The organism is Actinobacillus genomosp. 2 (assembly GCF_029773605.1).
GTDB lineage: Bacteria > Pseudomonadota > Gammaproteobacteria > Enterobacterales > Pasteurellaceae > Actinobacillus.
In genome coordinates this window covers 627,815-654,390 of sequence record NZ_CP103807.1, presented here as the reverse complement: position 1 = coordinate 654,390, position 26,576 = coordinate 627,815, and the positions used below count along the sequence as shown (strand labels likewise).

The following is a 26,576-nucleotide window of genomic DNA, read 5'->3' as shown; positions in this document are numbered from 1 at the left end:
AATACTTATTTGGATGCTTGAATTTTTTTGATAACGTTTGTTGTTGAACAACCGTTCTCAAAATTTAATACTTTCACCTCACCGCCATTTGCCCAAACTTCTTGGCTACCAGCAATCTCTTCAGGTTTATAATCACCACCTTTGACTAATAAGTCAGGTAAGATTTCACCGATAAGACGTTGAGGCGTGTCTTCTGCAAAAGGTACGACCCAATCCACTGAAGCTAAACCGGCAAGTACCGCCATTCGAGCATTTAAATCGTTAATCGGGCGAGATTCGCCTTTTAAGCGTTTGACCGATTCATCGGTATTTACCGCTACAATTAAACGATCTCCTAATTTACGTGCATTTTCTAAGTAAGAAACATGACCTGGGTGTAGAATATCAAAACAACCGTTAGTCATTACAATTTTCTCACCTCGTTGTTTTGCTTGTTCTACCGCACGTTTTAATTCATCTTCCGCTAAAACGCCAAAACCGGTTTCTTCACGATGATGAATGGCATTTTCTAATTCCGTTGGTGTGACGGTTGAAGTCCCTAATTTACCGACAACCACACCAGCTGCTGCATTTGCTAAATAACAGGCTTCTTCGTAAGGACGACCGTCGGCAATCGCAGTGGCAAGTACACTGATTACTGTATCACCGGCACCGGTTACGTCATAAACCTCTTTCGCTTGGGTCGGTAAGTGGAACTGTGCCTGATTAGGGCGTAATAACGTCATACCTTTTTCTGAGCGAGTGACTAATAACGCAGTTAATTCTAAATCAGCGATAAGTTTTAAGCCTTTCTCTACGATTTCATCGTCATCTTTGCAGTGACCAACCACTGCTTCAAATTCAGACATATTCGGCGTTAAGAGCGTTGCACCTCGATAGCGTTCAAAATCGGTACCTTTCGGGTCAATGAGTGTCGGTACGCCGGCTTTGCGAGCCACTTGAATCATTTTCTGTACCGATTCAAGTGTACCTTTGCCATAATCCGATAAGATTAATGCACCATAAGCGGTGATTTCTTGCTCAAGTTTTGCAAGCAAAGCATCGCTTGCGACATGATGAAAGCCTTCTTCGAAATCTAAACGTAAAAGCTGTTGGTGACGTGAAAGGATACGCAATTTAGTGATGGTTGGGTGTGAGTCCAATGCAACACAGTGGTTTTGGATATTATGTGAATTGAGTAATTTATCTAAAGCACGGCCGGCATCATCTTGCCCGATTAGACCGTGAAGAGCGACCGGTACACCAAGGCTGGCAATGTTCATTGCCACATTCGCCGCGCCACCGGCACGTTCTTCGATATCTTGTACTTTTACCACTGGCACAGGTGCTTCTGGAGAAATACGGTTTGTTGCACCAAACCAATAACGGTCTAACATTACATCGCCAAGTACAAGCACTTTAGCATTATTAAATTTCGGAGAGTATTGCATCATCATAGTTAATTTCTCAATTAAATAATGGCGCTCGTCTGTGACGAGTGCCTTAAACCTTGTTCAGTCATAATACCCGCCAAAGACGAGTACTAATAAGGGAGAGATTTGTCTAATTATTTCTTACTTTTTTTAATAAACTTCATCAAGCGTTTACGTTTACGTAATTGGTTTGGTGTGAGTTTATTTTTCTTACCGGCAAACGGGTTATTACCTTCTTGGAACTGAATACGGATCGGCGAACCGATAATTTTCAAGCTCTTACGGAAGTAATTACTTAAATAACGTTTATAAGAATCCGCTAATTTTTCGACTTGGTTACCGTGAATCACGATAATTGGCGGATTATAACCACCCGGGTGAGCGTATTTTAATTTAACACGGCGACCGTTTACTAACGGTGGCTGATGCTCATCTGCAGCCATACGTAAAATACGTGTCAGCATCGAAGTTGATGTTTTCTGTGTCGCACACGTATAGGCTTCTTTCACGGAATCAAATAAGTTACCTACGCCTGAGCCGTGTAATGCAGAAATAAAATGCACACGTGCGAAATCAATAAAGTCTAAACGGCGGTCTAATTCGGATTTCACTTGATCTTTAATATCTTGTGATAAACCGTCCCATTTATTCACGACGATTACAAGTGAACGGCCGGCATTTAGAATAAAGCCGAGTAGTGATAAATCTTGATCAGAAATCCCTTCACGTGCATCAATGGTAAGTAATACCACGTTCGCATCTTGAATCGCTTGTAGGGTTTTAATTACGGAGAATTTTTCCACCGCTAAATTGACCTTACCACGTTTACGCACGCCAGCTGTATCAATAATCGTATATTGCTGACCGTCACGTTCCATCGGAATATAGATTGAATCACGTGTCGTCCCCGGCATATCGTAAACCACCACACGTTCTTCACCGAGAATGCGGTTGGTTAACGTTGATTTACCCACATTCGGACGACCAACGATAGCAATCTTGATATTTTTATCTTCGATAGATTCTTCGCTTTCTTCTTCAAGTGCTTCGTCAAGTAATGCGGTATCATCTTCATTATCGAAGTCAAAATCAGTATCCCATTCGTCCGCTTCTTCATTTGCAGAATCTTCATCATTTTCGACCGCTTGATCCGCATTTAATTGTTCGCCAAGTGGTGCTAAGACTTGTTCGATAAGTTGTGTTACACCACGACCTTGTGCCGCTGCGATCTGTTCAACTTCACCTAAGCCTAATTGATAAAATTCCGCGCAATGTGAATCCGCATCAATACCGTCCGTTTTATTTGCTACGACCACGGTCGTTTTTTCACGTTGACGTAAGTATTGTGCAATACCGATATCGGCTGGTAATAAACCAGCACGCGCATCGACTAAGAAAAGCACAACATCGGCTTCTTCAATCGCGAGTAGCGATTGTTCCGCCATTTTTTCTTCTACACCTTCTTCCGTACCGTCAATACCACCAGTATCAATTACGATAAAATCATAACCGGCAATATTGGCATGACCATATTTACGGTCACGAGTTAGCCCCGGAAAGTCCGCAACCAACGCATCACGTGTGCGGGTTAGACGGTTAAATAAAGTGGATTTACCCACATTCGGTCTGCCGACAAGGGCAACAACTGGAGTCATTATTATTCTGTCCTTCTAAAAATTCTGTCTTTGCGAGTCGCAAAATCGCCATATTATATACTAAAAGCATTGAGAACGGAAAAAGGATCGAAAACAAGCGGTCGATTTTCTGTAAATCTTGTTGAGTGAAATGAAATATACACAATTTCCTTTTTATGAAGGGATTTGTATAATTCCAAACTTAATATTCGGAGAGCAAAATGAAATTATCAGCTTTAAGTCTTGTACCTGTACGTGAAGGATTTACACGCAAACAAGCAATTGATTCGGTGATTCGAGAGGCAAAACTGGCCGAAGAACTGGGATTTGAACGCTTTTGGATTGCCGAACATCATAATATTCGAGCTTATGCCAGCTCGGCCACCCAGATTTTAGTTTCGACATTATTACATCATACTCAGCGAATTAAAGTGGGTGCTGGTGGTGTCATGTTGCCTAATCATAGTCCACTTATTGTGGCGGAACAATATGGAACGTTGGCAACACTATTTCCAAGCCGAGTTGAAATCGGGGTGGGGCGTGCTAAGGGGGCAGATCCTTTTACCGCTGCCGCTTTACGCCGTCAGGCTATATCTCATACTCATTACGAACAAGATGTTGCGGATTTACAAACTTATTTCGGTAAAGAGCAACCAAATGGTATTAATGCTTATCCGGGTGTGGGGACGAATATACCGATTTTTGTTTTAGGTTCTAGTCCGGCAAGTGCGTATTTTGCTGCAGAAAAAGGATTGCCGTATGCTTTTGCATCTCATTTTTTACCTATGCAACAAAAACAGGCTGCGGAGATTTATCGCCAAAATTTTAAACCTTCTGAACATTATGCTAAGCCTTATATGGTACTTTGTTTGAATGTTAATGTCGCAGAAACGGATGCTGAAGCGCATTACACAAACAGTACGCTTAAACAGCTCTTTTTAAATGAACAACGTGGTGAGAATGTTTTTGTAAAGCCACCGGTTGAGAATATGGATTCGCTATACTATTCTGCAGGCGAACGCCATTCTATTGATTTACAAAGTGGCGGTATTTTTATCGGTAGTAAAGACTCGGTGACTAAGCAATATGCTGATTTTATGGATGAATATGCTGAATTAGTCGATGAAATTATGTTGACAGGCTATATTTTCGATGAAGAAAAATGGCTGGACTCACTCAGAAAATTTACAGAAATTGTAAAATCCTATCAAAGATAATTCAGAGAATTGAAGCCTTAAATTAAGATAAAAAATGGTTAGCCGAGGGCTAACCATTTTTCATTTAAGAATGGGAAAATTTTACAAAAAAAGTGACCGCTTGATTATTAATATTGTGAGCTATTCCATTTCTTCTAATTTCAAGGCTTTAGAGAAAGATTGTAAGCCTTTAGAGTTGCCACTTTTCGCCATTGCTTGTAAGGCTTGGGTTGGCACGTGTAATAAGCTGTTAGTCAGTTTATAGCTTAATTCATTTAAGACTTTTTCCGTATCTTGTCCTGAACTCATCGCTTGTATTGCTTTATTGAGTAATTCTTGACGCGTTTGTTCGGCATCTTGACGATAACGTTTAATTAAGTCACTAGATTGCAGTTGTTTAAGCCATTCAAAGAATGCTTTACATTCTTCATCTACGATTTGTGCTGCTTGCTCGGCAGCTTGCTCCCGTTGTGCCATATTGCGTTGAATAATATGTTGTAAATCATCTACGCTATAAGAATATACGGCATCTAATTCGCCGGCATTTTCATCAATATCTCGAGGCACGGCAATATCAATCAGTAACATCGGATCAAACTGGCGTTGTTTCTGTGCGATTTCCACCATTTCTTTGCTAATCAGCATATCCGGGCTACCTGTCGAGCTGATGACGATATCCGCTTGGTTTAAGCCGATTTGTAACGCACTTAATGACAGAATTTGCATTGGAATATCTAAACGTTCAGCCAGTTTTTCAGCACGTTGCGGAGTACGGTTAGCAATCATAATATTTTTAGCACCATGTTGAATTAAGTAGCGTGCAACTAGTTCAATCGTTTCACCGGCACCGACTAATAAAAAGCGTAATTTCCCAAAATTATCAAAAATCTGACGAGCTAAACCACAAGCAGCGTAGGCAACTGAAACCGCACTTGATCCGATGTCCGTTTCGGAACGAACACGTTTTGCAGTAGAAAACGTACGTTGGAATAGACGAGATAATTTAGTAGAAATATGGCTATTCTGCGATTGGTAAAAATTCTCGCTATATTGATAGGCTTGTTTTACTTGACCCAAAATTTGCGGTTCACCTAGGATAAGGGAATCTAACCCACACGCCACTCGCATAAGATGACGTGCCGCTTCCATATTTTGTTTGAAATAAATACATTCACGTAATTCATCGTGTTCAAGTTGATGAATTTCCGCAAACCATTCAAAACATTTTTCACGCCATACGATATTGTCTTCGTGTTCTTCTCGAGGAGTAATTTCAGAGTGATGGAAATATAATTCAGTACGATTACAGGTTGATAGAATCACAACACTTTCAGCAAGCGAACGGCGTTGAATTTGCTCAAAAGCAAGTTGGCGTTTTTGATCATCAAATGCCACTTTACTACGCAAATTTACCGAGGCTGTTTTATGGTTAATCCCAAGCGCTAAAATTGTCATCTATATCCCACATATAAAATAAAAAACGGCAAAAGCCGTCACAATCTTTTTATTCTAGCGAATCATATAAATCGGTGCAAATAATTGTAGAGATTGGTTTGATTTATCACAATTAGACTACCTTAATAGAGTTATATATAAAGCATGCAAAAATATGATTTTGTTATTTCGCATAGCAAAGAAAAATAGCAAGAAGGCGACAATTGCTAACAATAATTTTTAAATCGCAGTATAATGTGCCACATCTTTTCAACCGACAAGCGGTTAAATTTTCGCGATATTTTGCAAAGGAGGATTTATGGTAGCAATTCGCCGTTCACACGAGCTTAACCTTGGTACTTTTGAGTTAGCGAGTTGGGGTGCTGCTTTACAAATATCGCCGATAACCTTTGATGAATTACAAATCGCTTGGCAATATGCACAAGAAAAATTAGATACAGACAGTTATCACTTAATGTGGGACAGTATCGAAATGGTCGAAATCTTACATGGTTTAAATATGGATGACGATTCACTACTTGCTGCATTGCTGTTTCCTCTCGTAAAGAATCATATTATCGACCTTGCACAGGTCAAAGAAAAATTCGGTAACCAAGTTAAAAATCTCGTGAAAGGCGTGATTGAAATGGACAATATTCGACAGCTAAGTGCGAATAGTGCCTCTGATTTACAAATTGACAATATTCGCCGTATGTTACTTGCGATGGTGGATGATTTCCGCTGTGTTGTAATTAAATTAGCGGAGCGTATTGTTTATTTGAGAGGAAAGCATCGTCATACAGAAGAAGATTTGGTTTTAGCGGCAAAAGAGTGTTCGCATATCTACGCACCGTTAGCTAATCGTTTAGGTATCGGTCAGCTTAAATGGGAGTTGGAAGATTACTGTTTCCGTGCTTTACATCCGCAATGTTACCGAGTCATTGCTTTACAACTTGGCGAACGCCGTTTAGAACGTGAAAGTTATATTGTTAATTTTGTGCAAGAATTGACCGCCTGTCTAAGTGAACAAATCGAAGATTTGGAAGTGTATGGGCGACCAAAACATATTTACAGTATTTGGAAAAAAATGCAGAAGAAAAATCTGCGTTTTGAACAATTATTTGATATTCGAGCAGTTAGAGTCATCGTGCCTAATTTAGCAGATTGCTATACCGCTTTAGGGATTATCCATACACAATATAAACATTTACCTGAACACTTTGATGATTATATTGCTAATCCGAAACCAAATGGTTATCAATCTATTCATACGGTTGTGTTAGGTCAAGGTGAAAAACCGATTGAAGTGCAAATTCGTACCCGAAAAATGCACGAAGATGCCGAATTGGGTGTGGCGGCACATTGGAAATATAAAGAAGGTGCAACAGCAGGTCGTTCCGGTTATGAAGAAAAAATCGTTTGGTTACGTAAGTTATTAGCGTGGCAAAATGATATTGCTGATTCCGGCGAGATTATGGCTAAGGAAATGCGTTCACAAGTATTTGATGATCGTGTTTATGTGTTTACGCCTCGAGGTGAAGTGATCGATTTACCTAAAAATGCAACGCCGCTTGATTTTGCTTATGCAATTCACAGCGAAGTTGGACATCGTTGTATCGGAGCTAAAGTTGCCGGTCGAATTGTACCATTCACCTATTTGTTGCAAATGGGGGATCAAGTTGAAATTATTACCCAGAAAAATCCGAACCCAAGTCGAGATTGGCTGAATCCGAATGCCGGCTTCGTGAATACATCTAAAGCACGAGCCAAAATTATTGCATGGTTTAAAAAACTGGATCGTGAGAAAAATATTCCGATTGGTAAAGAATCCTTAGAAGCGGAAATGGCTCGTTTCGGTTTTACTTATAAGCAAATCGAGCAGTATGCCTTGCCTCGTTATAATCTGAAACAAATGGATGATTTATATGCAGGTATTGGTGGCGGAGATATTCGCTTAAATCAATTAAGCCATTATTTACAAAGTAAGTTGATCAAGCCGACCGCAGAGCAAGAAGATGAAGCGGTTCTTAAACAAGTCAATAAAAATGCCAATAATATCGCACAACAAAAAGGTAAAAGTGGATCAATTATTATTGATGGTGTTGGTAATCTTATGCACACCATTGCTCGTTGTTGTCAGCCGATTCCGGGCGATGAAATTGTTGGCTATATCACGCAAGGACGAGGAATTTCGATTCATCGTGCTGATTGTGAACAGTTATTTGAATTGCGTAGTGCAAACCCAGAGCGTGTTGTCGGTGCTCAATGGGGTACGCATTATGCGAGTGGTTTCAGTTTAGCGATTCGGGTTACCGCAAATGATCGTAACGGTTTATTGCGTGATGTGAGTGCAGTAATGGCAAATGAAAAAGTGAATGTATTGAGTGTTTCAAGTCGTATTGATGCAAAACGGAGTCTAGCCATTATGGATATGGGGATTGAACTGAGCAATGTTGAAATGCTGGGTAAATTATTAGCACGTATTGCACAACTTGAAGATGTGATTGAAGCGAAACGTTTATCAAATTAAGTGACAAGCGGTCAAATTTGCAAAAAAATTGCAAAACAGACCGCTTGTTTTTTAATGATTAGGAATGTCTATGAAAAAATTAGTGATTTTAGGTTCAACCGGTTCAATCGGTAAAAGTACATTGTCTGTGGTAGAACAGAATCAAACAGAATATGAAGTATTCGGTTTAGTTGGCGGTAAAAATGTTGAGTTAATGTTGGCTCAATGTTTATCATTTCAACCGAAATTTGCCGCATTAGATGATGAGAATGCAGCAAAAGCATTAGCGGAACAGCTTAAACAATACAATGTGAAAACCGAAGTCTTAAGTGGTCAAAAGGCAATTTGTGAACTAAGTGCAAATCCAGAAGTGGATATGGTCATGGCGGCGATTGTTGGAGCGGCAGGTTTGTTACCAACGCTTTCAGCGGTTAAAGCCGGTAAAAAAGTTTTATTAGCAAATAAAGAATCGTTAGTCACTTGCGGACAAATTTTTATTGATGAATCAAGAAAATCCGGTGCAAAATTATTACCGGTTGATAGTGAACATAATGCGATTTTCCAATCTCTACCGCCGGAAGCACAACAAAAAGTTGGGTTTTGCCCGCTTGCCGAGTTAGGCGTGAGTAAAATTATTTTAACCGGTTCTGGTGGCCCGTTCCGTGTAAAACCACTCGATGAGTTTGCAAGTATTACTCCGGCACAAGCGGTGGCACATCCGAATTGGTCGATGGGTAAGAAAATTTCAGTCGATAGTGCTACTATGATGAATAAAGGTTTGGAATATATTGAAGCCCGTTGGCTATTTAATGCTTCAGCAGATGAAATGGAAATTATTATTCATCCGCAATCGATTATTCATTCAATGGTGCGTTATATTGACGGATCAGTTATTGCCCAAATGGGGAATCCGGATATGTGTACGCCGATTGCACATAGTATGGCGTATCCGAAACGGATTAATGCCGGAGTAGCTCCGTTAGATTTCTTTAAATTGAAAGAGTTAACCTTTATTGAACCGGACTTTGCCCGTTATCCGAATTTGAAATTAGCGATTGATGCGTTTGCGGAAGGGCAATATGCGACAACTGCAATGAATGCGGCAAATGAAGTGGCAGTAGAGTCTTTCTTAAATGAACGTATTCGTTTTATCGATATTGTGAATGTGAATAGAACGGTAGTGGAAAATATTGCACCGATTCAAGTTAAAGAAATTGCTGATGTATTACATATTGATAAATTGGCAAGAGAATTAGCGGAGCAAGCTGTGATTAATTTATAAAAAACAAGCGGTGTAATTTGTCAGAAATTTTGCAAATTACACCGCCTGTCTATATGGCAACGAATTAACGAATAATACCACGAGTTGAGCGTTTAAAGAAATCTAAGAATAACTGAACAGTTGGTTCATTTGTCGCAAATTGCTCAATTTCTGGAATAACTTCTTCAATCGTTTTGCCGCTGCGGTAAATCAGTTTATACACATTACGAATGGCATGCATTGCCGGTTTGTCAAAACCACGGCGTTTTAAGCCTTCAAGGTTCACACCAAACGGTTGAGCATGATTACCTTGAGCCATCACATACGGCGGTACGTCTTGGCTAACCATTGAGCCACCACCTAGCATCACGTGTGAACCTATGACCACGAATTGATGAATTGCCGACATTCCGCCTACGATAACAAAGTCATCTAAGGTCACGTGACCGGCTAATGTCCCATTATTAGCAATAATACAACGATTGCCGATAGAACAGTCGTGAGCAATATGTGTATTGATCATAAATAGGTTATCGTTACCAATACGAGTAATACCGCCGCCTTGAACTGTACCACGATGAATGGTAACACTTTCACGGATTCGGTTTCGATCACCGATAATTACTTTAGTCGGTTCACCTTGATATTTTAAATCTTGGTTAATTTCACCGATGCTGGCGAATTGGAAAATCTGATTTTGTTCGCCGATTTCAGTATGACCATTGATCACGACGTGAGAATGAATAACCGTTTTTGCACCGATTTTTACGTCTTTTCCAATGACACTAAATGGACCAATTTCTACATTGGCACCAATTTGAGCCCCTTCTTCAATTACTGCTAATGGGCTGATTTTTGCAGTTGAATCAATTAATCGCATAATTTCTCCTTGAGCTTGGAGTATATTTATTTACGTGCACACATTAAATCTGCTTCACACACTAATTTTCCATCTACGAATGCTTTACCGGTAAACTTAGTGATACCACGCATTTCTTTTAAAAACTCAACTTCGAAAACGATTTGATCACCTGGTACAACAGGACGTTTAAAACGAGCATTGTCAATAGCGGCAAAATAGTAAAGTTCATCTGGGTTCATTTTACCATGAGTTGCTACAGCTAACACACCGGTTGCTTGTGCCATTGCTTCAAGAATAAGAACGCCAGGGAAAATAGGACTCGTAGGGAAATGACCTGTAAAACAAGGTTCATTAACTGTTACATTTTTGATCGCCTTTAGCCATTTACCTTCTTCATAATCGGTTACACGATCCACTAAAAGAAACGGATAACGATGCGGGAGCATATCCATGATTTCAGTCACTTCAATTACTCTTGGCTCTCTATTTTCTTGTACTTCAATAGTCATCTATTTTGCCTCAATAAGATATATAAATTTTAATTAAGTGAGTTATAAAAGTTTAGTTTATTCGGATAAACGTTTTTCTAGAGCTTTTAAACGTTTATTCATTTCATCAATATTCATAGTAAGTGCAGCGGTTTTACGCCATTCTTTATTAGTTTGTGCAGGAATACCCGATGAATAAATACCTTTTTCTGTGATCGGTTTCATAACCATGCTCATACCGGTAATAATGGCTCCGTCACAAATTTCCATATGCCCATTGATTACACTTGCACCACCAATTTGACAGAATCTACCTACTTTTAGGCTTCCTGCCATAATTACACCACCGGCAACAGCCGTGCCAAAACCAATATGTACGTTATGGGCAATTTGGCAGAGATTATCAATAATTACGTTATCTTCGATTACGGTAGGATCTAAAGCACCACGGTCTATACAAGTACAAGCCCCGATTTCTACACGATTACCGATAATCACACCACCAGTTTGTGGGATTTTAATCCATTGACCTTTATCATTGGCATAACCGAAACCGTCAGAACCGATAACTGCGGAAGATTGAATTAAACAATGACTGCCAATTTCAACATTATGGTATACCGAAACATTTGCCCAAAGTTGAGTACCTGTACCAATTTTAGTATTTTTACCGATAAAACAACCGGCTCCGATAATCACGTTATCACCCAGTTCGACACCGCTTTCAATTACTGCGTTTGCTCCGATAGATACATTCTCGCCTAGTTTTGCTTCGGGCGAAATGACTGCGTGAGCTGAAATACCATTTGCTGATTTAGGTGTGGAATCCATATATTGAGCAAGTTGTGCATAAGCCAAATAAGGATTATTAACAATGATTAAATTTTGAGATTCGCTACAAAACTCAATATCTGTTTCACTGACAATAATTGCACCTGCTTGAGACTGTGCTAACTGAGGACGATATTTTGCATTGGAAATAAATGTAATTTGTGACGAATTTGCTTTATCTAATGCGGCAATACTGGAAATAGCCAAATCGGCGTTACCCTTTAGAGTACCGCCGATCTGCTCCGCAAGCTCAATTAAACGGAAACTAGCCATTATTTTTTCGCTTCTTCTGGTTTAGTTGCTGTATCTTCAGGCTTAGATGCTTCTGTTGTAGCTGATTTAGCATTCTCTGGAGTTACATCTGCTTTTGGTGCCGGTTGCTCAATTTTGATTTCCGGATGTTTAGCTTTTAATGTGTCTAAAACAGCTTCAGTAATATCTTTACTTTCATCTTCTGCATAAAGTGCAACAGAAGGTGGGAAGACTAGAGTGTAACCTTTAGATTTAGCTACTTCTTTAATAGTAGCATTAATTTCTTCTACCACTTGTTTTTGTACTGTTTGAGGATCTTTGCCGCCAGCTTCTTGTTGTGCTTTATTAAGTTTCTCTTGGAAAGCATTTGCTTTTTTCTGGAATGCTTCGGCTTTCTTACCAAAATCTGCTTCACGCTTTTGAATTGCAGCAACTTTGTTTTGGAATGCTTTATATTCAGATTCGATAGCATTTTGGCGAGCTTGAATTTCTTTAGAACGTAAACGAGGGGCATCTTTTTCTAATGCTGCTGCTTTTTTCTTAAGTGATGCTTCAACATTTGCTTGTTCAGCTTGTAATTTTTTAGCATCACTTTCTAATTTATTTTTTTCAGCTGTTAATGATTTGTTTTCTGCTGCAAGTTTTTTCTCTTCTGCAGCAAATTTATTTTGGCTTTCTTTAATAAACTTATCGAATTTTTGTGCAGCATCAATTGCAACAGGGTGATTTTGTAATAAGTAATTCGGATCTACGAAGCCGATAGTATCGCTTGCTTGTGCTAAACCTGCGGTTGCTAATGCAGCACTTACTGCAGCTACTTTAAAAAATTTTTTCATGAACATTACCTTAATTAAATGTGTTATTGATAAAAGATAGCGGTCATTATTTTCAGCGTTTTTACAATAAAATTGTGAAAGATGACCGCTTTTACTAACAATTAGAATGAACTACCAATGCTGAATTGGAATTGTTCAATTTCATCACCGGAATATTTTTTGATTGGTTTAGCATAAGAGAATGATAAAGGACCAATCGGTGATTGCCATTGGAACGCCACACCTGCTGATGCACGTACGCGTTTGTAATCTTTATAATCCGGTAAAGTTGGATATACAGATTTTTTCCATTTAGTATTCCAAACACTTGCCGCATCTACAAATAATGAAGTACGCACATTGTGTTGGTATTTGTCACTAACAAACGGAGTCGGTGTAATTAATTCTAAACTTGCTGTTGCCATTGCATTACCACCAATAACATCATCACTTACAGAAGTAAATGCACGTTGATCCGCGGAGTAATAAATTGCTTTAGGACCTACGCCACCGTAAGCGAAACCACGTAGTGAACCGATACCACCTGCAGAGTATAATTGATAGAATGGAACCTCTTTACCACCGAAGCCTTTTGTATAAGCCACACCAGCTTTAGTTGAAACTACCCATTTATGTTCACGGTTTAATGGATAATAGTTTCTGAAGTCAGCACTTAAGCGATAATATTTATTATCAGAACCCGGAATGGTCACTTTACCACCGATATTGGCTGTAGTTCCTTCTGTTGGGAAATAACCACGGTTTAAGCTGTTATAGTTCCAACCTAATGAGAAATCAAAATCATCCGCTTTGATACGCTCATAATGCGTATGACCAGCAATGATTGGGAAATCCATTGATTTCACATATTTTTCACGTGTATATTCACGTTCTACATTTTTTAATTTATCGTGGGTGTAGCCTAAACCTAAATAATATGAATTATTTTCATTTACCGGAAAGCCTAATGTACCATTAACGCCATAAGTTTGACGTTTATAAGACGCTGATGTATCGCTATCAGAGTTATCATAATCTTCATAGAAGATATTTCCGCCTAAACTTACACCATCTTTAGTAAAGTATGGTTCGGTATAACCTAAGTTTACACTGGTACCATAATCATTACGTGTACCACTTAAGCTGACTGTTGAACCCAAACCTAAGAAGTTATCTTGTTTAATACCAGCTTGATAACTGATTCCACTTTCTGTACCGTAGCCAATACCAAAGTTGATAGAGCCAGTATTACGTTCTTTGATTTTATAAACTAAATCTACTTGGTCATCTGAATTTTGAACATTTGGCATTGACATTTCAACCGACTCGTAGAAACCAGTACGTTCTAAACGAGATTTACCTAATGCAGCATTAGTTGTCGATAACCAAGCACCTTCTTGCTGACGCATTTCGCGGCGTAATGTTGAGTCTGCAGTAACATCGTTACCTTCAAAACGAATATTACGAACATAAATACGACGACCTGCATCTACAACAAAGTTGATCTGAACAGTTTTATCTTGCTCATTGAATTTTGGATAAAGATCGACCTTGGCACTTCCGAAACCGTGATCGCCAAGCACTTGTTTGATACCTTCTTCAATTTCTAATAATTCGCTTTTACGGAATAATTGACCTGGCTTAAAGTCTTTCAGTAAAGCATTTAGCTCTTTATCTAATTTAGCTGTGTTGCCAATAATACGAATTTCACTCACATTATATTGAGCGCCTTCGTGTATTTTATAAGTCAAATCGACTTCTGTTTTCTTATCGTTAAAACTTACATCCGTATCTTTTAATGCAAATTGAGCATAACCACGATTTTGATAGTAATCACGAATAGTTTCTAAATCTTGATTGTAAGATTTTTGTTCAAATTTACTACTTTCAAAAATATTCCACCAAGATACATCAGGCTGGATATCTAATTGTTTGGTAAGTTCTTTAGCACTAAATGCTTGGTTGCCTTCAAATTTAATATTTTTAACATAAGCAACATCGCCTTCGGTAATATTAAGTTTGACATTTACGCCGCCATTCTCAGCACGTGTTGTCGTTGTTTCAATTTTTGCTTCATAACGACCAATAGAGTGATAGTGTTCCAGTAGACCTTGTTTAAAACCTTCTACTTTTGCAGCATCATAAATTTCACCTTTAGTAATCAGGTTTGCTTTAAGATTATCTTGTAAAGGCTCTTTAGGAATAGCACTATTACCTTCAACATCTACGCTATTAATCAAAGGGCGTTCAGCCACTTTAATTACCAGTGTATTGCCTTCACGTGTCGCACGTACATCATCAAAACGGTTTTGACCAAAAAGCTGTCTTACTACATTTGCTACATCATTATCTGTTGCAGTTTGACCAACTTTGACAGGTAGTGCAGAAATAATCGCTTGTTCTGTTTCGGCTTGCACACCATCAACACGAATATCTTTAACAACAAAAGGTGCAGCAACGACCCCGTTTGCGATTAAAAGAGAAGAAAGTAATAATTTTTTCATTGAAATTATCCTATGAACGTTTTACAAAATTATTCGCGGAAATATCCGCTTATAACCTAAAAATTAAAAATGAATCAGATCATTAATGAAGGCAAATGCCATTAAACTTAATACAAAAAATACACCGATTTGTTGGAATCGCATACGAATTTTTTCAGAAAGCGGTTTACCTTTAATGCCTTCAGCACCAAGTAAAATAAGTTGTCCGCCATCAAGCGGAAGAATTGGAAATAAATTCATTACACCAAGGTTGACACTGATTAGTGCCATAAAACCAATGTAATAAATCCAACCAATTTCAGCAGTTGCTCCTGCACCTTTCGCCATAGATATCGGACCACCCATATTTTTGAGAGAGAGTTCACCAGTAATTAAATTACCAATAAATTGCAGGATTGTTTTAACTAAAGAACCTACTTTTTCAATGCTCTTCCATAAAGCAGTTAGAATATCATATTTTAACTCGGTTCGATACTTATCGGCTAAAGGTTCATAATTCGGGACAATACCGATAAGATAACGTTCATCTTTCATTTCTGGTTGAATAGATACCGTTTGGTGTTTACCGGCTTTTTCGATGATTAATTCTATAACTTGTCCGGTTTGAACCTGTTTAATTAAATCAAACCAATCAAAAGGCTTTTGATTAACTGATAGGATTTTATCGCCGGCTTGTAAACCGCTTTTAGCTGCTGGAGAATTTTCCATCACCTGTTTGATATCAGGGGTAACAATGCTGCTTTTGGTACGAATCCCTAATGTAGTAAGTGGGTTTTCTTTATTACCGTCCACATTCCAATTTGAGAGATCCAAAGAAAATCGCTGTAAACGATCTTCGCCCATTAGACTACCTTCAATCTCGACTTGATTTTTTCCGACTGAACCGATTAATGCTAAAGTGGTTTCTTCCCAGTCTTGCACGTTAGAAGAATCAACCCGCTTAATTTCAAAGTCAGTAGGTAGCTTTGCTTGTGCCGCAATCGTATTTGGTAAAACCTGACCAATAACCGGTTTTAAGGTTGGAATACCGTTTGCAAATACAATCCAGTAGGCAAATACGGCAAAAATAAAATTAGCGAGTGGACCGGCAATAATAATAAAAGCTCTTTGTAATACGGATTTACTTTCAAGCATTTGTTCTTTTGGAGCTTGATACTCACTTTCGCCGTTATACATTTGTACATAACCACCCAGCGGAATTAATGAGAAAGCAAATTCCGTACCGTATTTATCCGTTTTTTTAAATAAAACTTTGCCGAATCCGATAGAAAAACGAATCACTTTGACACCACATTTACGTGCCGCCCAAAAGTGACCGTATTCATGTACGAAAACCAGTACGCAAATTAAGATAAAAAATGCAATAACAGAGGTCATAACATCCTATAAAACAAAGAAAAAGAAGGTTGCAAAGAACGGAATTGCTGCGGTTAAGCTATCAATACGATCTAAAATACCGCCATGTCCCGGAATTAAGTTACTACTGTCTTTAATGTTCGCTTGGCGTTTAAACATACTTTCTGCTAAATCACCGAGTACAGAAATAGCTACTGTAGCGACCGAAACTAAAATAAACGGTAATGTCGCCAGTTCACGTCCGAATACATTATTCGGTGCGAATTCTAAGAATAGAAAAGCGATCACAGATGAAGTAATTAAACCACCGATAGCACCTTCCCAAGATTTCCCCGGAGAAACTTTTGGAGCGAGTTTGTGTTTACCGAATGCTCTACCAAAGAAATATGCACCGGAATCAGCTCCCCAAACTAATAAACAAACGTAGAGTAATAAATAGGTTCCTTGAAATTCATCAATCGCATAGTTATTAAAGCGTAAAGCAAGTGCCGCAATAAAAAATGGAATTAAGGTACAAAAACCGAAACAAAATTTAGCAATTACAGATTTCGCCCAGACATTTGCAGTTTTTGGATAGCTGACAACTAAAAGGAAAGCGATAAACCACCAAATGCAAGAGATAAAGAGTAGCGGAGTGGTTTCATCTGTTAGGAAACGAGTAGCACGGATATAATCCGAATTTGCAAAAATCAGTAAAATAAATAAACATACCGTCACAAAAGCAACAATAGCACGAGATAAAGAATGTTTAAAACCGGCGAATTGAGCCCATTCCCACATCGCCGCAGTAATAATCGCGGCTAAAATAATAGTTAATGGCAGCGGCGAAAGCAGAAAAATACCAGCAAGTACGGCAATGACCATAACGATCGCAGAAAGTACACGTTCCTTAAGCATTGATAAAACCCTTATAATTATTAGCAACCGCCAAAACGGCGATCTCGTTGTTGATAAGCAATAATTGCTTCACTAAAATATTCATCATTAAAATCAGGCCATAAAACCGGACTGAAAAAAAGTTCCGCATAAGCGATTTGCCATAACAAAAAGTTACTGATACGTTGCTCGCCACTTGTGCGGATCAATAAATCCACTTGAGGTTGTTCGCCTGTTATCAAGGCTTTTTGAAAGCTGTCTACCGTAATATCCGAAACACCGATTTCACCTAATTTTACTTTAACGGCAAGTTGTTGTGCTGCTTGAGTAATATCCCAATAACCGCCATAGTTCGCTGCAATATTCAAAGTGAGTCCAGTATTATGGGCTGTAAGTGCTTCAGATTCAGCGATACGTTTTTGGAGATTCTGATCGAATCCTTTTTTATCACCAATAATTTTTAAGCGGATATTATTCTTATGCAGTTTTTTTACTTCGGAATCTAAGGCTCGCATAAATAATGACATTAATGCGGATACTTCCGCTTCTGGTCGATTCCAATTTTCACTACTAAAAGCATAAAGCGTTAATACTTTAATGCCGTGTTTTGCGGCAAAACTTACTGCGGAACGTACCGCTTTTACTCCCTTTTGATGGCCAAAAACGCGTAATTTCCCTTGTTGTTTAGCCCAGCGTCCGTTGCCGTCCATAATAATTGCAACGTGTTGAGGCATATTTTGAGGATCAAAATTCACAGAAGTTCTCGCTTTAGTTAGATAGTAATTAACAAATGAGTAAAATGGTAATAACTATATCATAGGATAAGACGCTAAGATAGACACCAAGGGAATTGACCATATAAAAATGCAAAAGTTTATAGTGAAAGTGAATAAATCAGGAAGTTTTTACTTCCTGATTAAAGAGATAGGCTAGAAATTATCTTTCTGTTGGCGTAATGCAATAAATTGAGCTAAATCGACCGCTTGTAAGAACGGATTGATTTGTAATTCTCTTGCTAAAGTAGTCGGTAAGGTTGGCTGATTACGAGAACGGAGAATTTCCGCTCTTTCCTGAATTTCAAACAGTTCACAACTTGGCGGCAAGACTGCTTCTGCAAATTTGAGATTACTTAATGTGTATTCATGTGCAGGGAATATTTCAACAAATTCAGGCAATGCTTTGAAGCGTTGTAATGCCTCAAATTGTGCTTGATAATCGCCGGTAAAGACACGTCCGCAACCGGCAGAGAATAGTGAATCACCACAGAACAGATATTCATTACCGAATAAATAGCTAACGTGCTGAGCGGTATGACCGGTACTTTCAATGACTTGGACATCATAATCAAATAAAGTGAGGTGATCCTCTGGTCTAACGATATGATTAGCAAATTGAGCAACTTCTTGTGGGCCATAAACCGGTATTTGAGGGTAATGAGTGAGTAAGTCCGGCATACCATCAGTATGATCGTGATGATTGTGTGTTAATAAAATAGCGGTCAAATTTAGCTGATTTTTTGCAATAAATGTCAATACGGGAGCAGCGTCTGACGGATCGACAATAATCACGTCATTATCTTTTTGAATTGCCCAAATATAGTTATCGGAGAGTGCCGGAATGGGAGTAATGTTTAACATAATACTTTCCTATAAAATATAAAAAAAGAATACATGGGAAGCCCATGTATTCATCAAATCGAATTATTTTAAAAAGAGTGCTGCTGCACCACGTGTACCGCCGGAATCGCCGTGAATCGCTTTTTTGAAGACCGGTACTTTCGCACTACGCATTAAATGTGGCGGAAGTGCTTTTGGCAATGCCTCATAAATATGATTAAAATTAGATAAACCACCACCGAATACAATCATATCCGGATCAAGAATGGTAATGAGATTACTGATACTGATTGCCATTAATTCGATATATTTATCCACAAATTCGACAAATTTCGGCTCTTTTTGATAGAAACGTTCGATAATTTCTTTTGCTGATAGGCTTTCACCGATGAGATCTCTAAATAGCATCTCAAAGCCGCGACCAGAAATGTAAGTATCTAAGCAAGCATGGTTACCACAGCCACATTCATAAATCGGCGCATTATCCCAACCTAATAGCTTTAAAGCGTGATAATTCAGTTGCATATGACCGACTTCGCCAGCCATACCGATTCTGCCGGAATGAATTTTACCGTCAAACACAAAACCACCGCCAAAACCAGTACCGATAATTAAACCGAGTACGGTGGAGAATTGTTGGTTATTCGGATCCCAAGCTTCCGAAAGGGCGAAGCAGTTAGCATCATTTTCCGCTCGTACTTCACGGCCTAAACGTTCGCTTAAATCTTTTAAAATTGCTTTGCCGTCAGCCACTCGAATATTGGTAATTTCCGCAATACCGGTTTCACGATTTACAAAGCCGGGTAAGCCTAAACCGACAGAACCTTGTTCGCCGAATTTGTGATCGGCGTTACGTACTAAGGTTTCCACCGTATCAAGCCATTCTTCATAATTAGTTTGTGGGGTCGGCACTCGTTCGCTATACAGCTTTTCAAGCTGCTCATTAAATGCCGCCAACTCAATTTTTGTCCCACCGATATCTAAACCGTAATAAATAGCCATAATTAGCCTCGCTTTTGAAAGATTTTGAAAGTCTCTAAGAAAGGAATCACCCAAACAAACACGATAATGTGGAATGCCCAAGAAATTAACGTGCTAACAAATAAATCGATAGGGTAGTGCATACCTAGGCGTAAACGACTGATCAACATCAAACCTGCCCATAAAATTGCAAAAATTTGGGCAAAAATGACCGCTTTTCCAGTTAAACCGAAGAGCAATCCACCGAAGACCAATAACCAAGAAACGGCAAAAATGGTATGACCTGAAGGAAATGAATAGCCTAATTCACCCGCTTGATGTTCTGCAACAAAATCAGCATCAGCAGGATGCGTTTTTTCAGCGAGAGAAAGCACGGTTTGTGCTTGTTCTACTTTGGGTAGTGCGTAAAATTGTTCTGTTTGTGCTTGGAACATTTCCGTCACAAAGGGGCGAGGCTCTTTAAATACTGCTTTTGCTCCTTCTTTGATGATTTGCGTGCCGACAACAGAACCGGCACAAATAAAACCGACTAAAAACCATGAGTAACGTTTACGTGCAAGCCACATCAAGCAAAGCATAAAGAGCACACAGGTAATTAATGCGTAAGGCGTTGAACCCGTTTCGGTTAAGAAAAACAACCAAAAATCAAGATCGTAAAGACGGTAATCCATTCCGCCAAATGTCCATTTCCAACCGGTCGCCCAAGTAAATAACGGCACAAGTAACATCAAAAAAGTGAAAATCGAGAGTTTTTTAATCACGGAAAATTCCTTATAAAAAAGACCGCTTGCAAGCGGTCAGATTTGGCTAATAAATTACGAAATGGCTTTTGTTGCTTTTGGTAAGCTGATTTTCTTTTCTTCACTTTGGCGATAAAGAACAAGAACGTGACCGATAGTTTGCACGTTAGTTGCTTTGGTTTCACGCACGATCGCATCGATGATTAATTGTTTGGTTTCACGTTCCGCACCTGAAATTTTTACTTTGATTAATTCGTGGTGATCTAATGCGTTTTCGATTTCAGCTAACACGCCTTCTGTTAAGCCGTTGCCGCCAAGCATGACAACCGGGCTTAAGTGGTGTGCTAAACCTTTTAAAAATTGTTTTTGTTTCGTTGTTAATGTAATAGACATTGTTTTTAAACCTGTGGTTTGTTGAGAATAAAATTTGGCGTAGAAAATAGCACAAAAGGGGCGAATTTTAAAGTAAAATGCAGAGAACAACAAACAAAATAAACCAGAAAAGGACTGATTATGCCAACGTTAAGTGTTGCGATGATTGTAAAAAACGAGGCTCAGGATTTAGCGAAATGTCTTGAAACCGTGCAAGGTTGGGTGAATGAAATTATTGTGCTGGATAGTGGTAGTAGCGATGAAACCGTACAAATCGCTGAAAATTTCGGTGCGAAAGTTTATGTAAATTCCGACTGGCGAGGTTTTGGTAAACAACGTCAATTGGCTCAGCAATATGTCACCAGCGATTATGTTTTATGGTTGGATGCGGATGAACGTGTCACACCAGAATTAAAACAGAGCATTTTACAAGCGGTCGAAAAAAATGAAAAAAATACCGTCTATCAAGTAAGTCGTTTAAGCGAAGTATTCGGTAAACAAATTCGTCATTCGGGGTGGTATCCTGATTATGTGGTGCGTTTGTATCGTACCGATTTTGCGAAATACGGTGATGAATTAGTACACGAAAAAGTCCATTATCCGAAAGATACAACAGTGAAAAAATTAACCGGTGATTTACTGCATTTTACATATAAAGATATTCATCACTATTTAGTGAAATCGGCAAGTTATGCTAAAGCGTGGGCAATTCAGCGACAAAATGCAGGAAAAACTTCGAGTTTATTTGATGGCATCACGCACGCTTTAGGTTGTTTTGTGAAAATGTATTTATTAAAAGCAGGCTTCTTAGACGGTAAACAAGGTTTTCTGTTAGCAGTACTCTCAGCTCATTCAACTTTTGTTAAATATGCGGATCTTTGGAACAGAACTCGGAAGTAATCAAGATAATTTAAAATCCGTGTATTTAGTATATTTAGTGATAGAAGTTTTTTATCACGGATAACTCAAAGTACACGGAATAATAAAATAAAGTATAGAATGATTAATAGCTATTTTCAGTATGTTATGAGTATTTTTGAATATTAAATGTATTAGTCGTAGAAATATTTTATTCAAAATAAGCTGAAAAGCGTTCTAATTCCAGCCAAATTTCATCACTAAATTCTTGTTTTACTTGCTTTTCCAATTCTGCTAAGCGTTGAATAAGTTGATACAGCTTTTTATAGGTTAAGCGTTGCACAGCTGCTTGATAAAAAGGGCGGCGATTTTGCCAGACTTTTAAGCGGTCGAATTCCGCACGTAAATTACCTATATATAACGGCTGACTGCTATTTTGTACTGGTTGCGGAGAGCGAGTAATTTCTAGTAACACCAATAATTCTTTTTGAATAATACGTAACAAGACAACTGGCTGAACTTCCTCATTTTGTAGATGTTTTAAAATACGTTCCGCACGGGCAATTTTGCCTTCTAACAGGGCATCAATCCATTGAAACGGTGAAAATTGTGCGGATTGTTCTACCACTTCTTTCGCACGAACAAGGGAGATTTGTCCGTCATTAAAGCGAAGCTGTAGCATTTGTAATACTTGTTTTAACGCTAATAAATTCCCTTCATAGCTATAACAGAGTAGTTGCACTGCTTCCGGCTCAATCTGCAATTCCATCGCTTTGGCTCGTTGTGAAAGCCAAGTCGGTAATTTAGTGATTTCCGGTGTTTGGCAATTAACTTGTACGGTTTGGGCTTCAATTTGAGTGAACCATGCTTGTTTTTCCATTGCCTTACTGAATTTCGGTAAGCAGAGAATCAACAATAGATCCGGATGGCTAAAACGGCATAACTCCGTAACATTTTTCATTTGTGCTGCAGTTAGTGCTTCCGGCAGATTGAGAATAATAATTTGGCGGTTAAAGAACAAACCGTTTGATTGTGCTGCCTCAAAGAGATCTTCCCATTTAGTATCATTTGCAATGCTGACTTCTTGCTTCTCATCGAAATCGGCTAAACGAGCGGCTTGCACGATATGATCTTTGCTTTCATTTAGTAATAACAGATCATTCCCTGTCAAGAGATAAAAAGGGGAGAGACTTTTAGATAAAACAATAGGAAGTGCTTCAGGAAAAACTTTTTGCATATTGAAAACCACGGATTACACGGATAAACACGGATTAGTAGTTTGCAAAAAAGCACAAGAATCTAACCGCTTGTTTGCGTGAAATCCGTGTTATCTGTGGTTAATGAATTATTTAGCTTGATTTAATTCTTTATGTAAGCCAGCCATTTTGATAATAAGCTGACGAGATGCCTGTTCGTACATATCTTTCATAATCATTTCTTGCTCTGCCGATTTTGCTAATGCGGCACGAGAGTCATCAAAGAAAGTACGGTGAACGGAAACTTCTAACGGATATGCGCCTTTTTTTGGTACATCCACGATTGCTTGTACATTTAACGTGAGTAATTTTTCTGCTTCACGTGCTTGTTTAAACACCGAAACGACTTTACTGTCACTTGACGCACCAACAAGACGTAATTTAGCAATACCTTCTGTAGCAGACACTAATTTCACATCGTTAAGCTGTAACTGATGGCGTAAAGTACGTGACATATCGCTATGTTGATCAGCACTTTCAAACGTCAGAGTACGCAAATCTTGCGGCAGCACTTCATTATTTTTGAAGTGCCAACCGCAAGCGGTTAAACCGAGAATTGCTAACAGCGTGAGTTTTTTTAACATTGGGAACTCCCATTTACATTAGTTTATAGGGACGTACGGAGTACGACCTTTTCCATCAAATAAAGGGCGAACATCATTCGCCCCCATTGCTATTAGGCTTTTACTGCAAAACTTAACATCTTATACGGTATATAGATTTCTTTCACGATTTCTACGCCTTCTAAGAATTTCGCTACGTTTGCATCCGCTTTCGCAATCGCTTTGACTTCCTCTTCGGTTGCTGTTGCTGAAACGGTGACTTTACCACGTACTTTACCGTTTACTTGCACCACAACTAATTTTTCGTCTTCAACCATGGCTGATTCGTCCGCAACCACCCATGGTGCAAAGTCAATCGTATCGCTATTGCCTAATGCTTGCCATAACTCGAAACAGATATGTGGCGTAATTGGGTAAAGCATACGTACTACCGCACTTAATGCTTCCGCCATGACCGCTTTATCTTGTTCGTTTTCCAATGATACTCTTGTTAACTTATTCATCAATTCCATAATCGCAGCGATTGCGGTGTTGAATGTTTGGCGGCGACCGATATCATCAGATACTTTCGCAATGGTTTTGTGTACGTCACGACGAAGTTCTTTTTGTGCTTTACTTAATGCGGTTACATCTAATGCAGCTGTTGCAGGATTTTGGCTGTATTCATACACTAGATTCCACACACGACCTAAGAAGCGTTTTGCACCTTCCACACCGGATTCTTGCCATTCAAGCGTCATTTCTGCCGGTGAAGCGAACATCATAAATAAACGTACTGTATCCGCACCATATTTTTCCACCATTTCTTGTGGGTCGATACCGTTATTTTTCGATTTCGACATTTTGGTCATACCGCTATGTACTAACTCACGACCTTCTGGATCAGTCGCTTTGATAATGCGGCCTTTTTCATCACGTTCTAATGTCACTTGTGTTGGGCTAACCCAAATACGCTCATTAGTCGGGCTGGTGTAGTAGAACGCATCGGCAAGCACCATACCTTGGCATAAAAGTTTGGTTGCCGGTTCGTCAGAATTTAAAATGCCCGCATCACGTAATAATTTGTGGAAGAAACGGAAGTAAAGCAAGTGCATCGTTGCGTGCTCGATACCGCCGATATATTGATCGACTGGTAACCAGTAGTTTGCCTCGTCAGAATCTAACATCCCTTCGTGATATTGTGGGCAAGTATAGCGTGCGTAGTACCAAGACGATTCCATAAAGGTGTCGAATGTATCGGTTTCTTTTAATGCAGGTTTACCGTTATAAGTGGTTTTTGCCCATTCAGGATCGGCTTTGATCGGGCTTTGTACGCCGTTCATTACCACATCTTCAGGCAGAATGACCGGTAAATCTTGCATTGGTACGGTAACGACTTCGCCGTCTTCAGTAGTCATCATTGGAATTGGCGCACCCCAGTAACGCTGACGAGATACACCCCAGTCACGTAGACGGAAGTTTACTTGGCGTTTACCTACGCCCATTGACTCTAATTTATCTGCAATCGCATTAAATGCTTTGTCGAAATCTAAACCATCAAATTCAGCAGAATTGATTAATTTACCGTGTTCGGTATAAGCCGCTTTTGTGAAATCCCATTCAGCACCATCAAGCGGTTGAATTACTTGATTAATTTGCAAACCGTATTTTTGTGCAAATTCAAAGTCACGCTCATCGTGTGCAGGTACAGCCATTACCGCACCCGTGCCGTAGTGCATTAACACAAAGTTCGCAACCCAAACCGGTACTTCTTTACCTGTTAACGGATGGATAGCAAACAAACCTGTCGCCATCCCTTTTTTCTCCATTGTTGCTAATTCTGCTTCTGCAACTTTGGTGTTTTTCGCTTCACGGATAAATTCTGCAAGTGCAGGATTGTTTTCTGCTGCTAATTCTGCTAATGGATGAGCTGCGGCAATCGCAACATAGCTCACGCCGAAGAAGGTATCCGGACGAGTGGTATAAACCGGTAATTCTGCGTTTGAACCGGCGATTTTGAAAGTAATTTCAACCCCTTCAGAACGACCGATCCAGTTACGTTGCATAGTTTTTACTTGATCAGGCCATTGTGGAAGATTATCTAAGTGATTTAATAATTCTTCCGCGTAGTCGGTAATTTTGATAAACCATTGTGGAATTTCACGCTGTTCCACAGGTGTATCACAACGCCAACAACAACCTTCGTGAACTTGCTCGTTCGCAAGTACGGTTTCATCATTCGGACACCAGTTTACTGTTGAGGTTTTTTTATACACTAAACCTTTTTTATAAAGCTCAGTAAAGAACCATTGTTCCCATTTATAATATTCCGGACGACAAGTGGTGACTTCACGATCCCAGTCGTAAGAAAAGCCCAACATTTTGAGTTGACCTTTCATATACTCAATGTTTTCATAAGTCCATTTCGCCGGTGCAGTATTATTTTTTACTGCTGCACCTTCCGCCGGTAAACCAAAAGCATCCCAACCCATCGGTTGTAATACGTTTTTACCAATCATACGTTGATAACGAGAAACCACATCACCGATTGTGTAGTTACGCACGTGACCCATATGTAATTTGCCTGACGGATACGGCAACATTGAAAGGCAATAGTATTTCTCTTTTGTTACATCTTTAACCGCTTTAAAAACTTTATTCTCTGCCCAGAATTGCTGAACCTTAGGTTCAATCGCACTTGGGTTATATTGTTGTTGCATAAATTTTAACCTTTGAATCTTGTCGAAAAAATTGCAGTTAGCATACCTCAAAAACGACTTT

General features: G+C 39.1%; 22 protein-coding genes. 4 read left to right on the top strand and 18 right to left on the bottom strand.

Annotation, left to right across the window (positions count from 1 at the left end):
- Nucleotides 1-5: 5 nt before the first annotated feature.
- Complete coding sequence (gene hldE, locus NYR60_RS03260; protein WP_279467721.1) at nt 6-1,436, bottom strand: bifunctional D-glycero-beta-D-manno-heptose-7-phosphate kinase/D-glycero-beta-D-manno-heptose 1-phosphate adenylyltransferase HldE; 1,431 nt, start codon at nt 1,434-1,436, stop codon at nt 6-8.
- Nucleotides 1,437-1,546: 110 nt separating this feature from the next.
- A complete protein-coding gene (gene der / locus NYR60_RS03255) occupies nt 1,547-3,067 on the bottom strand; it encodes a ribosome biogenesis GTPase Der (protein WP_279467720.1) in 1,521 nt (506 codons plus the stop codon).
- A gap of 200 nt (nt 3,068-3,267) precedes the next feature.
- Here der and NYR60_RS03250 point away from each other — a divergent pair, with 200 nt between their 5' ends.
- Nucleotides 3,268-4,263: an LLM class flavin-dependent oxidoreductase gene (locus tag NYR60_RS03250; RefSeq protein WP_279467719.1), complete on the top strand. Its 996-nt coding sequence runs from the start codon at nt 3,268-3,270 to the stop codon at nt 4,261-4,263.
- Nucleotides 4,264-4,383: 120 nt separating this feature from the next.
- On the opposite strand, the gene hemA is transcribed toward NYR60_RS03250, so the two are convergent.
- A complete protein-coding gene (gene hemA / locus NYR60_RS03245) occupies nt 4,384-5,697 on the bottom strand; it encodes a glutamyl-tRNA reductase (RefSeq protein WP_279467718.1) in 1,314 nt (437 codons plus the stop codon).
- Nucleotides 5,698-5,995: 298 nt separating this feature from the next.
- Between hemA and relA the strand changes: the two genes are divergently transcribed.
- Together relA and ispC are read left to right on the top strand one after the other, a co-directional pair.
- Nucleotides 5,996-8,206, top strand: a complete 2,211-nt coding sequence (gene relA / locus NYR60_RS03240) for a GTP diphosphokinase (RefSeq protein ID WP_279467717.1) — start codon at nt 5,996-5,998, stop codon at nt 8,204-8,206.
- A gap of 70 nt (nt 8,207-8,276) precedes the next feature.
- Nucleotides 8,277-9,467, top strand: a complete 1,191-nt coding sequence (gene ispC, locus NYR60_RS03235) for a 1-deoxy-D-xylulose-5-phosphate reductoisomerase (protein ID WP_279467716.1) — start codon at nt 8,277-8,279, stop codon at nt 9,465-9,467.
- Nucleotides 9,468-9,531: 64 nt separating this feature from the next.
- On the opposite strand, the gene lpxA is transcribed toward ispC, so the two are convergent.
- From lpxA to yhbY, 12 genes are all read right to left on the bottom strand, one after another.
- Entirely contained in the window at nt 9,532-10,326 is a 795-nt protein-coding gene (gene lpxA / locus NYR60_RS03230; protein WP_279467715.1) for an acyl-ACP--UDP-N-acetylglucosamine O-acyltransferase, read from the bottom strand.
- A gap of 26 nt (nt 10,327-10,352) precedes the next feature.
- Entirely contained in the window at nt 10,353-10,817 is a 465-nt protein-coding gene (gene fabZ / locus NYR60_RS03225; protein WP_279467714.1) for a 3-hydroxyacyl-ACP dehydratase FabZ, read from the bottom strand.
- Nucleotides 10,818-10,874: 57 nt separating this feature from the next.
- Nucleotides 10,875-11,900 (bottom strand): UDP-3-O-(3-hydroxymyristoyl)glucosamine N-acyltransferase, encoded by a 1,026-nt coding sequence (lpxD, locus tag NYR60_RS03220; protein WP_279467713.1) that lies wholly within the window; start codon nt 11,898-11,900, stop codon nt 10,875-10,877.
- Nucleotides 11,900-12,715 carry an OmpH family outer membrane protein gene (locus NYR60_RS03215; RefSeq protein WP_279467712.1) on the bottom strand — a complete coding sequence of 272 codons (816 nt, stop codon included), beginning with the start codon at nt 12,713-12,715 and terminating at the stop codon, nt 11,900-11,902. The genes lpxD and NYR60_RS03215 overlap by 1 nt, the downstream gene beginning before the upstream one ends.
- Before the next feature lie 101 nt (nt 12,716-12,816).
- Entirely contained in the window at nt 12,817-15,198 is a 2,382-nt protein-coding gene (gene bamA / locus NYR60_RS03210) for an outer membrane protein assembly factor BamA (protein ID WP_279467711.1), read from the bottom strand.
- 63 nt (nt 15,199-15,261) lie between these two features.
- Nucleotides 15,262-16,575: an RIP metalloprotease RseP gene (gene rseP / locus NYR60_RS03205; RefSeq protein ID WP_279467710.1), complete on the bottom strand. Its 1,314-nt coding sequence runs from the start codon at nt 16,573-16,575 to the stop codon at nt 15,262-15,264.
- A gap of 6 nt (nt 16,576-16,581) precedes the next feature.
- Entirely contained in the window at nt 16,582-17,451 is an 870-nt protein-coding gene (locus NYR60_RS03200) for a phosphatidate cytidylyltransferase (protein ID WP_279467709.1), read from the bottom strand.
- Between the two features lie 20 nt (nt 17,452-17,471).
- Nucleotides 17,472-18,185: a polyprenyl diphosphate synthase gene (uppS, locus tag NYR60_RS03195; protein WP_431831747.1), complete on the bottom strand. Its 714-nt coding sequence runs from the start codon at nt 18,183-18,185 to the stop codon at nt 17,472-17,474.
- Between the two features lie 174 nt (nt 18,186-18,359).
- Nucleotides 18,360-19,067, bottom strand: coding sequence for a hydroxyacylglutathione hydrolase (gloB, locus tag NYR60_RS03190; RefSeq protein ID WP_279467708.1), 708 nt, complete (start codon nt 19,065-19,067; stop codon nt 18,360-18,362).
- Nucleotides 19,068-19,130: 63 nt separating this feature from the next.
- Nucleotides 19,131-20,048, bottom strand: a complete 918-nt coding sequence (gene nagK, locus NYR60_RS03185) for an N-acetylglucosamine kinase (RefSeq protein ID WP_279467707.1) — start codon at nt 20,046-20,048, stop codon at nt 19,131-19,133.
- A 2-nt stretch (nt 20,049-20,050) separates the two neighbouring features.
- On the bottom strand, nt 20,051-20,755 hold the full coding sequence (locus NYR60_RS03180) for a phosphatase PAP2 family protein (RefSeq protein ID WP_279467962.1): 705 nt from the start codon (nt 20,753-20,755) through the stop codon (nt 20,051-20,053).
- Nucleotides 20,756-20,842: 87 nt separating this feature from the next.
- Nucleotides 20,843-21,160, bottom strand: a complete 318-nt coding sequence (gene yhbY, locus NYR60_RS03175; protein ID WP_005622694.1) for a ribosome assembly RNA-binding protein YhbY — start codon at nt 21,158-21,160, stop codon at nt 20,843-20,845.
- A gap of 120 nt (nt 21,161-21,280) precedes the next feature.
- Here yhbY and NYR60_RS03170 point away from each other — a divergent pair, with 120 nt between their 5' ends.
- A complete protein-coding gene (locus NYR60_RS03170) occupies nt 21,281-22,039 on the top strand; it encodes a glycosyltransferase family 2 protein (protein WP_279467706.1) in 759 nt (252 codons plus the stop codon).
- Nucleotides 22,040-22,208: 169 nt separating this feature from the next.
- Here NYR60_RS03170 and holA read toward each other — a convergent pair whose 3' ends face one another.
- From holA to leuS, 3 genes are all read right to left on the bottom strand, one after another.
- The gene (gene holA / locus NYR60_RS03165; protein ID WP_279467705.1) at nt 22,209-23,234 is read right to left on the bottom strand and encodes a DNA polymerase III subunit delta; all 1,026 of its coding nucleotides are present in this window, start codon (nt 23,232-23,234) and stop codon (nt 22,209-22,211) included.
- A 108-nt stretch (nt 23,235-23,342) separates the two neighbouring features.
- On the bottom strand, nt 23,343-23,837 hold the full coding sequence (gene lptE / locus NYR60_RS03160) for an LPS assembly lipoprotein LptE (protein WP_279467704.1): 495 nt from the start codon (nt 23,835-23,837) through the stop codon (nt 23,343-23,345).
- Nucleotides 23,838-23,929: 92 nt separating this feature from the next.
- Nucleotides 23,930-26,515: a leucine--tRNA ligase gene (gene leuS, locus NYR60_RS03155; RefSeq protein WP_279467703.1), complete on the bottom strand. Its 2,586-nt coding sequence runs from the start codon at nt 26,513-26,515 to the stop codon at nt 23,930-23,932.
- Between the last annotated feature and the right edge of the window lie 61 nt (nt 26,516-26,576).